The sequence below is a fragment of the Amycolatopsis sp. CA-126428 genome, assembly GCF_002904335.1.
Classification (GTDB): Bacteria; Actinomycetota; Actinomycetes; order Mycobacteriales; family Pseudonocardiaceae; genus Amycolatopsis.
In genome coordinates this window covers 60021-70999 of the sequence record NZ_PPHF01000046.1, presented here as the reverse complement: position 1 = coordinate 70999, position 10979 = coordinate 60021, and the positions used below count along the sequence as shown (strand labels likewise).

Here is a 10979-nt window from a genome sequence, read left to right as displayed (position 1 = left end):
CCCACAGCTCGCTTTCCGGGGGTCCGGGTGGCGAAGCCCCCGGCCCGGGGCGAAGCCCCGGTTGTCACAGCGTGATCGAGTTCGTCGGCCGCGCCGACGACCAGGTGAAGATCCGCGGCTTCCGCGTCGAGCTCGGGGAGATCGAGACGGCGCTGACCGCTCACCCTGACGTGGCCGAAGCCGTCGTCGTCGCGGCCGAGCACGGCGGGTCCAAGCGGCTAGTCGCCTACGTCGTCGCGACCGGGACGCCGGACCTGCGCGAATTCCTGCTGCGCTCGCTGCCGGACTACCTCGTCCCGGCCGTGTTCGTGCCGCTCGAAGCCCTGCCGCTGAACGAAAACGGCAAGGTCGACCGCCGGGCGCTGCCCGCGCCCGACTTCGTCTCCGGGCTCGGCTACCGCGAGCCCGCCACCGACGCCGAGCGGCTGCTCGCCGGCATCTGGGCCGAGGTGCTGCGGGTGGCGCGGGTCGGTGCCGACGACAACTTCTTCGAGCTCGGCGGCGACTCGATCCTGAGCATCCAGGTGGTCTCCCGGGCCCGCCGGGCCGGCCTCGACCTGATGCCCGGCCAGGTGTTCGACCACCCGACCGTCGCCGCGCTCGCCCTCGCCGCCACCCCGGCCGCGCCCGCCGCGGCCGCCACCGACGCCGAACCGGTGACCGGCGCGATGCCGCTGACGCCGGTGCAGCACTGGTACCTCGACCCGCGGCCGGTGCACCCCGAACAGTTCGTCCAGTCCGTTTCGGTGGAACTGCCGGCCGCACCGGACCCGGCCGTGCTGCGCCGCGCGCTGCGAGAGCTCCAGCTGCACCACGACGCCCTGCGGCTGCGGTTCACCGCCGACGGCCCGCACCACGCCCCGGACGCCGGAGACGTCCTCGGCGCCACGATCGACCTCGAGCACGGGCCGCTGCTGCGCGCCGAGCTGGACGGCACGACGCTGACGCTCGCCGCCCACCACCTGGTGGTCGACGGCGTCTCGTGGCGGATCCTCCTGGAGGACCTGGAAACCCTGCTGAACGGCGGCGAACTGCCGGCCAAGACGACGTCCTTCCGCGACTGGGCCCGCACCCTGGCCCGCCACACGGCCGACGGCTTCTTCGACGGCGAACTCGCCCACTGGGCGGCGATCGACGCCGACCCGGCCCTGCCGGTCGACGCGACGGGCGAAAACACCTACGGCTCGGCCCGCTCGGTCGTCGTACGGCTGCCCGCGGACGTGACCCGGTCGGTGCTGCACGACGTGCCGGGGGCGTACCGGACGCAGGTCAACGACGTCCTGCTGACCGCGCTCGGCCGCGTCCTGCGCGACTGGACCGGCCGCGACCGCGTCCTGGTCGACCTCGAAGGCCACGGGCGCGAAGACCTGTTCGGAGGGATCGACCTCTCCCGCACGGTCGGCTGGTTCACCTCGATCTTCCCGGTCGAGCTGACCTCGTCCGGGGCGGACTGGGGCGAGGCCCTGAAGACGGCGAAGGAACGGCTCCGCGCGATTCCCCGCCGGGGGATCGGCTACGGCGCCCTGCGCCACCTCGCCGGCACCGCCCCGCACCTCGACCCGCGGATCAGCTTCAACTACCTGGGCCGCTTCGACCACGGCGGCGGGCTGGGCGGCGCCGCGCACCCCGAGCAGACCCGCGCGCACCAGCTCGACGTCATCGGCGCGGTCGTCGGCGACGAGCTGGAACTGACCTGGCAGTACTCGGCAGGCGTGCACACCGAGGCCACCGTCCGCCGGCTGGCCGAGGCCCTCCTCGACGCGCTCACCGGGATCGCCGGGCACTGCGCCCGGCCGGACGCCGGCGGCCGCACGCCGTCGGACTTCCCGCTGGCCCGCCTCGACCAGGCCGCGGTGGACCGCCTCGCCGGCACCGGCCGGACGGTCGAAGACATCTACCCGCTCACCCCGATGCAGTCGGGCATGGTCTTCCACAGCCTCGTCGACGGCGCGGCCGGGACCTACCTCAACCAGGTGCGGCTGCGGCTGACCGGCATCACCGACCCCGAGCGCCTCGCCCGGGCGTGGCAGCAGGTCGTCGCGGACACGCCGGTGCTGCGGACCCGCGTCGTGTGGGACGGCCTCGACGAGCCCGTGCAGGTCGTCGAGCGGGCCGTCACGGTCCCGGTCGTCCAGCTCGACTGGACGGCGCTGGACGACGACGAGCGGGCCCGCGAGCAGGAGCGGTTCCTCGAAGCCGACCGGGAGGAGGGCTTCGACCTGACGGCCGCGCCGCTGCTGCGGCTGGCGTTCGCCCGGCTGCCCGGCGGCGACGTGCTGCTGGTGTGGACGTTCCACCACGTGCTGCTCGACGGCTGGAGCGCCGCGCAGGTGTTCGGCGAAGTGTGCGCCCGGTACGCGGGCGCCGCGACGCCGGGGCACCGCCCGCCGTTCCGCGAGTACCTGCGCTGGCTCGGCGAGCAGGACACCGCGGCCGCCGAAACGCACTGGCGCGAGCAGCTCGGCGGTCTGCGGACGCCGACGCCGCTGCCGTTCGACCGCCGCCCGGTCGAGGCCCACCGCGCGCGGTCCGCCGCGTCGGTCCGGGTGTCGGCGCCCGCCGACGGGCTGCGCGAGCTGGCCCGCCGCGCCGGCCTGACGCTCAACACGATCGTGCAGGGCGCCTGGGGCCTCGTGCTTTCCCGCTACAGCGGGGAATCCGACGTCGTCTTCGGCACCACCGTGTCCGGCCGGCCGGCCGACCTGCCCGGCGTCGAGTCGATGGCGGGGCTGTTCATCAACACCCTGCCCGCCCCGGTGACCGTCCACGACGGACAGACGGTGGCGGACTGGCTGCGCGAGCTGCAGGCGGGCCAGGCGCGCTCGCGCCGGTTCGACTTCGTGTCCCTGGCCCAGCTGCAGACCTGGGCGGGCGGCACCACGCTGTTCGACAGCATCCTCGTCTTCGAGAACTACCCGTTCGACACCGAAGCCGTGGCCGCGCACGGGATCGGCCTGCACGAGGAAGGCGAGCTGCAGCCGACCAACTACCCGCTCAGCGTCGTCGTCGCGCCGGGCGAGCAGCTGACGGTGACCTTCGACCACGACCCGGACCTGTTCGACCGGGCCACCATCGACCGGCTGGCCGGGCAGCTGCTGCTCGCCCTGGAGCGCATCGCCGCGGGCCCCGGCCTGCGGGTCGGCGAGCTCGACCTGCTGACCGACGGCGACCGCGAGCGCGTGCTGCGGACGTTCAACGACACCGCGCACCCGGTGGCCGAGGCCACCGTGGTGAGCCGGTTCGCCGAGCAGGTCCGCCGGACGCCGGACGCCCCGGCGGTCGGCGACCTGACCTACGCGGAGCTGGATGCCCGGGCCGACCGGCTCGCGGGTCGGCTGATCGAGCTGGGTGTCGGCGTCGAGGACCGGGTGGGCCTGCTGCTGGAGCGGTCGGCCGACGTCGTCGTCGCCGAGCTGGCGGTGCTCAAGGCCGGGGCCGCGTACGTGCCGGTCGACCTGCGCGCCCCGGCGAGCCGGATGCGGCTGGTGCTGGCCGAAGCGGGTGTCTCCGTGGTCATCACCGATCGGTCCGAAGTGGACGTCCACGATGGACCCGTCGTGCGGGTGGACGAAACGGGTCCAGCCGGTGCGGCGGAAGCCCTGGTGCGGGCCGGGAACCTGGCCTACGTGATGTACACGTCCGGATCGACGGGCCAGCCCAAGGGGGTGGCGGTGACCCACTGCGACATCGTGGCCCTCGCGTCCGACCGGTCGTTCGCGGGCGAAGCGCACCGGAGCGTGCTGCTGCACTCGCCGCAGGCGTTCGACGCCTCGACGTACGAGGTGTGGGTGCCGCTGCTCAACGGCGGCCGGGTGGTCGTCGCGCCGCCGGGGGACGTGGACGCCGACGTCGTGCGCGAGGTCGTCGCCGGGCAGGGCGTCACCGCGCTCTGGCTGACCGCCGGGTTGTTCCGCCTGCTGGCGCAGGAGGATCCCGGCTGCCTGCGGGGCGCCGGCGAGGTGTGGACCGGCGGCGACGTCGTGCCCGCCGCCGCCGTCCGCCAGGTGCGGGCGGCCTGCCCGGGCCTGACCGTCGTCGACGGCTACGGCCCCACCGAGACGACCACCTTCGCCAGCCGGTTCTTCCTGGCTCCCGAAGACGCGGTCCCGGACGCGATGCCGATCGGGCGGCCGCTGGACAACATGGCCGCCTACGTCCTGGACGAGGGGCTGCGGCCGGTCCCGCCGGGCGTGACCGGGGAGCTGTTCATCGCCGGCGCCGGCGTGTCCCGCGGCTACCTCGGCCGGCCGGGACTGACCGCGGAACGCTTCGTGGCCGACCCGTTCGGCGAGCCGGGCGCGCGGATGTACCGCACCGGCGACGTCGTCCGCTGGTCCGGCGACGGCGTGCTGGAGTTCGTCGGCCGCGCCGACGACCAGGTGAAGATCCGCGGCTTCCGGATCGAGCTGGGCGAGATCGAGACGGCCCTGTCCGTCCACCCGGACGTCGCCGAAGCGGTCGTCATCACCCGCGACCGGCGGCTGGTCGCCTACGTGGTCACGACCGGGAAGCCGGACCTGCGGGCCTGGCTGCAGCAGGATCTGCCCGACTACATGGTGCCCTCGGCGTTCGTCACCCTCGACGCGCTTCCCCTGAGCGCCAACGGCAAGGTCGACCGCCGGGCGCTGCCGGAGCCCGCGGCGGAGCCGGTGGCCGGGTACGTGCCACCGCGCACGGACACCGAGCGCGTGCTCGCCGAGGTCTGGGCCGACGTGCTCGGCGTGCCCGGCGTCGGTGTCGAGGACAACTTCTTCGAGCTCGGCGGCGACTCGATCCTCAGCATCCAGGTCGTCTCCCGGGCCCGGCGCCACGGCCTCGCGCTCACCCCGCGGGACCTGTTCGCCCACCAGACCGTCGCCGCGCTGGCCGTCGCGGCGGGCTCGGCCGCGGTCACCGTGGCCGAACAGGGGCCGGTCACCGGCTCCGCCGCGCTGACCCCGATCCAGCACTGGTTCTTCGCCGGGGACTTCGGTGACCCCGACGGGTTCACCCAGTCGGTCCGGATCGAACGGGCCGAGCCGTTCGACGTCGAGACCCTGCGCGCGGCACTGGCCACCCTGGCCGGGCACCACGACGCCCTGCGCATGCGGTTCACCGGGGGCGGCCAGGAGAACGCCCCGGCCGAACCGGCCGAGATCCTCGGCGGCGAGATCGACGTGACGAGCGGGCCGCTGCTCACCGCCGAACTCCTGGAGCCCGCCGTCCTGCGGCTGACGGTCAACCACCTCGTCGTCGACGGCGTCTCGTGGCGGATCCTCCTGGAGGACCTGGAAACCGCCTACCGCGGTGGCCCGCTGCCGCCGAAGACGACGTCGTTCCGCGACTGGGCCAACCGGCTCGCCGCGCACGCCGAAGCCGGCGGCTTCAACGACGAACTGCCGTACTGGCGCGAAGCGCTCGCCGTCGACCCTGCTTTGCCGGTCGACAGCGACGCCACCGGCGAAGGCGCCGGCACGGTCACCACGCGCCTGGACCCCGGCCTGACCCGGGCGCTGCTGCAGGACGTCCCGGCCGCCTACCGGACGCAGGTCAACGACGTGCTGCTGGCCGCGCTGGGCCGGGTGCTGGCCCGCTGGACCGGCCGCGACGGCGTGCTGATCGACCTGGAGGGCCACGGCCGCGAGGACCTGTTCGACGACGTCGACCTGTCCCGCACGGTCGGCTGGTTCACCTCGCTCTACCCGGTCGCGCTGCGCATCGGCGACGAGTGGGGTGCCCTGCTCAAGTCGGTGAAGGAACAGCTGCGCGCGGTGCCCCGCCGCGGGGTGGGCTACGGCGCGTTGCGGTACCTGACCGGGACCGCGCCCGCACTGGAACCCCAGATCAGCTTCAACTACCTGGGCCGGCTCGACGGCGCCGCCGGCAGCCTCGACTCTTCGGTCGGGGAAGGGGCGGGCCGGGCGCACCTGCTCGACGTCGTCGGCCGGGTGGACCGGGAAACCCTGGAACTGACCTGGTACTACGCACGCGACACGCACAGCGCCGCCACGGTGGAGCGCCTGGCCGCCGAACTGGTGGCCGCGCTGGGCGAAGCCGTGGCGCACTGCGCCGAACCCGGCGCGGGCGGCCGCACCCCGAGCGATTTCCCGCTGGCGAAGCTGAACCAGCGGCAGGTGGACCGGATCGCCGGCGACGGCCGCGGCGTGGCCGACGTCCACGCGCTCACGCCGATGCAGGCGGGCATGGTCTTCCACGGCCTTTCCCAGGAATCCCAGGGCGTCTACTTCGAACAGGTCACCGCGGTCCTCGACGGCGTGGCCGAGCCGCGGTTCCTGGCCGAAGCGTGGCAGCACGTCGTCGACCGGACCCCGGTCCTGCGCGGCAGCGTCGTGTGGGAGGACGTCCCCGAGCCGTTGCTGGTGGTCCACCGCGAAGCGCGGGTGCCGGTCACCGAGCTCGACTGGCGGGATCGCGACCGCGAGGAAGCCTTGCGCGAGCTGCTCGCGAGTGACCGGGCGAAGCCGTTCGACCTGGCGGCCGCGCCGCTGGTGCGGGTCACGCTGGCCCGGCTGCCGGGCGAGGCCGTCCAGCTCGTCTGGACGTTCCACCACGTCCTGCTGGACGGCTGGAGCGTCTTCCAGGTGCTGTCCGACGTCTGCACCGCCTACGCGGCCCTGCGCGACGGCGCACCGCCCGCCCTGCCGCACCGCCGTCCGTTCGGGGACTACGTCACGTGGCTGAGCGGCCAGACCGCCGAGGGCGCCGAAGAGTACTGGCGCCGGGAGCTCGCCGACGTCACCGAGCCGACGCCGCTGCCCTACGACCGGGTCCCCGCGTTCGCCCACGAATCGAGCTCGTCGACCTGGGTCGGCCGCGACCTGGACGAAGCGGCGACCGGCCGGCTGGCGGCGTTCGCCCGGCGCGAGCGGCTCACCGTCAACGCCGTCGTGCAGGGGGCCTGGGCGCTGCTGCTGGCCCGCCACAGCGGCGAGGACGACGTCTGCTTCGGCGCCACCGTGTCCGGCCGCCCGGCCGGGCTGGCCGGCGTCGACGACATCACCGGCATCTTCATCAACACCCTGCCGGTGCGGGTGACCGCCGACCCGGCGGCCCCGGTCGCCGGCTGGCTGCGCGGCCTGCAGACCGCGCAGGCGGAATCGCGCCGGTTCGAGCACGTGCCGCTGACCGCGGTGCAGGCCTGGAGCGGGGTCGAGGGCGGCCGGAACCTGTTCGACAGCCTCGTGGTGTTCGAGAACTACCCGGTCACCGCCGACGACGTGGACGGCGCTGCCGCGCACGGGGTGCGGCTGCGGGATCTGCAGGCGATGGAGACGACGAACTACCCGCTCAGCGTCGTGGCCGCACCCGGCCCGCGCCTGTCGCTCGGCCTGGGTTACGACCCGGCGCTGTTCGACGAAGCGACGGTCCGGCGGCTGGCCCGGCGGCTCGAGCACCTCTTGGTGGCGATCTCCGAAGACCCGGCCCGGCCACTGCGGGAGCTCGACGTCCTCGGTGCCGGGGAACGCGACGAGGTCCTGGTGGCCTTCAACGACACCGGTCACGAGGTCCCGCCGGTCACCCTCACCGAGCTGATCGAGGCCCAGGCGGCCCGCACCCCCGACGCCGTCGCGGTGCTGTCCCGCGAGGAACGGCTCACCTTCGCCGAACTCGACGCCCGTGCCGACCGGCTGGCGCGGCTGCTGGCCGCGCGCGGTGCCGGGCCGGAGCGGATCGTCGCGCTCGCCTTGCCGCGGTCGGTGGAGATCGTCGTCGCGCAGCTGGCCGTGCTGAAGACCGGTGCCGCGTACCTGCCGGTCGACCCCGACTACCCGGCCGAGCGAATCGCGTTCATGCTCGCCGACGCGAACCCGGTCGTCGTGGTGACCAAGCCGGGGACACCGCTGCCGGTGGAGAACGTGCTCGTCCTCGACGGCTCGGAAGCGCACGGCCCGGCGGCCCCGCTCCGCCGGTCGATGCCGTTGACCGCACCGGCGTACGTCATCTACACCTCGGGTTCGACCGGCACCCCGAAGGGCGTCGTCGTCACCCACGCCGGGCTGGCGAGCTTCGCGAGCGCCGAAATCGCCCACTTCGACGTCCGGCCCGGCGACCGCGTGCTGCAGTTCTCCTCGCCGAGTTTCGACGCGTCGGTACTGGAACTGTGCATGGCGCTGCCCGCCGGGGCCGCGCTCGTCGTGCCGCCGCCCGGGCCGCTGCTCGGCGAGCACCTGGCCGCCGTGCTGCGCGACGAAGGCGTCACCCACGCGCTGATCCCGCCGGTCGCGATGGCGAGCGTGCCCGACGTCGAGCTGCCCGCGTTCCGCACCCTGGTCGTCGGCGGCGAGGCCTGCCCCGCCGACCTGGTGGCCCGCTGGGCACCGGGCCGCCGGATGATCAACGCCTACGGGCCCACCGAAACCACGGTGGTGGCGACCTGGAGCGACCCCCTCGAACCCGGGGCCACCCCGCCGATCGGCCGCCCGATCCGCAACACCCGCGTCCGCGTCCTCGACGCCGCCCTCCGCCCGGTGCCGATCGGCGTCGCGGGGGAGCTGTACGTTTCCGGCGCCGGGCTCGCCCGCGGGTACCTCGACCGGCCGGGGCTGACCGCCACGCGGTTCCTCGCCGATCCGTTCGGGGCGCCGGGGACACGGATGTACCGCACCGGCGACCTGGTGCGGTGGCGCGCCGGCGGCACGCTCGAGTTCCTGGGCCGCGCCGACGACCAGGTGAAGATCCGCGGCTTCCGGATCGAGCCCGGGGAAATCGTGGCGGTGCTGCGCAAGCACCCGGGAGTCCGCGACGCCGCCGTGGTCGCGGACGGGCAGCGGCTGATCGCCTACGTCGTGGGCGATCCGGGGAGCGGGCTGCGGGAGCACGTCGCCGCGGCCCTGCCGGCCCACTTCGTGCCCGCCGCGTTCGTCCGGCTCGACGCACTTCCGTTGACGGCCAACGGGAAGCTGGACCGGCGGGCGCTGCCCGCCCCGGCCGCGCCGGAAGAGAGCGCCGCGTACGCGGCCCCGGAAACCGAGACCGAAGAGGTCCTCGCGGCCATCTGGGCCGAGGCGCTGGACCTCGACCGGGTCGGCGTCGAGGACAACTTCTTCGCACTCGGCGGCGATTCCCTGCGCAGCCTGCAGATCACGTCGATGACGAAGTCCGCCTTCGACGTGGAAATCACGCCCAGGGACGTGCTCACCGCCGGCACCGTGCTGGCGCTGGCGGAGCTCGTCGAAGAACGGGTCCTGCAGGACCTCGAGCGGCTCGCCGCCGGCCAAGACCACTGACCGAAAACCCCTACCGGAAAGGTGAAAACCCCATGCAGGACGACGCTGAATTCCAGGTGCTGGTGAACGACGAGGGCCAGTACTCGCTGTGGCCGGTGGCCAACGAGGTCCCCGCCGGCTGGCGCGCCGACGGCTTCCGCGGCGGCCGCCAGGAGTGCATGGACCACGTCGACGAGGTGTGGACCGACATGCGGCCGCTGAGCCTGCAGCGGCAGATGGCCGCCGACGGCTGAGCCGGCGGCGAACCCCGGCCCACCGAACCCACGCGGAAGGTCCCTTCTGATGCCCTCTCCTTCGACGTTTTCCCAGTCCATACCCGTGGTCCGGGACGTCCCGGACCCGCGGTCGCCCGCCGACGGCCGCCTCCAGCGGCTGCTCACGGGGCTCGCCCACAAACACGGCGTCCCGGCCGCCCAGCTGGTCGTCCACGACGGCGGCCGGGCGGCGTCGGCCACGGCCGGCGAGATCACCGCCGAGGCGAAGTTCCCCGCCGGGTCCATCACCAAGGCGTTCACCGCGGCGCTGGCGATGCTGCTCGTCGCCGACGGCGACCTCGACCCGGAGGACCCGCTCGGCGAGCACCTGGACGGCCTCGGCCCCCAGGTCGGCAGACCCACCGTGGGGCAGGTGCTGAGCCACACCGGCGGGTTGCCGGCCGCGCTCGGCGCCGACGCGGCCGGGGGCGGCTCGGCCCGCCGGTACCTGCGGGCCTGCCGCGACGCCGGGCTCGTCCAGCCGCCCGGGCTGGGCTTCTCCTACTCCAACGTCGGGTACGTCCTCACCGGCTACCTGGTCGAGGCCATCACCGGGATGAGCTGGTGGGAGGCGATGGACACGATGCTGCTCGGCGAACTCGGCATCGAGGCCGCGTTCGTCGTGGAGCCGGGTGCGCGGCGCCGGACCGCCGCCCACGTCAGCGGGCACGCCGTGCACGCGGTGACCGGCCGCGCCCGGCCGGTCGCGCAGACCCTGACCCCCGCCGAGGCCGCGGCCGGGGCGCTCGCGCTGAGCGCCGGGGACCTGGCCGCGTTCGGCCTGATGTGCTGCGGCGGCGACGGCCCGCTGCCGGCGGACCTGATCGACCTGATGCGCCGCCCGGTGCCGGGGGCGGAGCCGTTCGGGCTGGCCGACGGCTGGGGGCTCGGCCTGGCCGGCTACCGCGGCGCCGACGCGGACTGGACCGGCCACGACGGCACCGCCGACGGCACCTCCTGCCACCTGCGGATCGACGCCGAGCACGGCCGGGTCGTCGCGCTCACCACCAACGGGAGCACCGGCTCGGCGCTGTGGACGGACCTGGTCGCGGCGCTGCGCGCCGAAGGCCTGCCGGTCGGCGACTACGAGCTGCCCCGCGACCTCGACCGGGCCGCGCGCCCGGCCGCCGACCTGACCGGCCGCTACACCAACGGCGACCTCGAGTACCAGGTGGACGTCCGCGCGGACGGCGGCGCCGTGCTCGTCGTCGACGGCGAGGTCTACCCGGAGCTGGCGCTGCTGCGCGACGGGTCGTTCTCGGTGCGCGAACCCGGCACCGGCCGGCGGATCATCGGCGGCCGCTTCCTGACCGACCCGGCCACCGGCACCGTCAGCGCCATGCAGGCCGGGGGCCGCGTCGCCCGGCGCCGCCGCCGCGCCTCCTGATCTCCCGCCCCGACTTGTTCTGCCGCGGCTCGTCGTGAGTGGTAATTCGGGTTCTAACCCGAATTACCACTCACGACGAGCTGACCACCCCGACTCGTGTTGTGAGGAAAC

General features: G+C 74.4%; 3 protein-coding genes. All 3 read left to right on the top strand.

Annotation, left to right across the window (positions count from 1 at the left end):
- Nucleotides 1-9227: non-ribosomal peptide synthetase (locus tag C2L58_RS13145; protein ID WP_146073581.1), on the top strand; the 9227-nt coding region annotated here is incomplete at its 5' end.
- Between the two features lie 32 nt (nt 9228-9259).
- Nucleotides 9260-9460, top strand: a complete 201-nt coding sequence (locus tag C2L58_RS13140) for an MbtH family protein (protein ID WP_013224966.1) — start codon at nt 9260-9262, stop codon at nt 9458-9460.
- 49 nt (nt 9461-9509) lie between these two features.
- The gene (locus C2L58_RS13135) at nt 9510-10868 is read left to right on the top strand and encodes a serine hydrolase domain-containing protein (protein ID WP_233225698.1); all 1359 of its coding nucleotides are present in this window, start codon (nt 9510-9512) and stop codon (nt 10866-10868) included.
- The last annotated feature ends 111 nt before the right edge of the window (nt 10869-10979 follow it).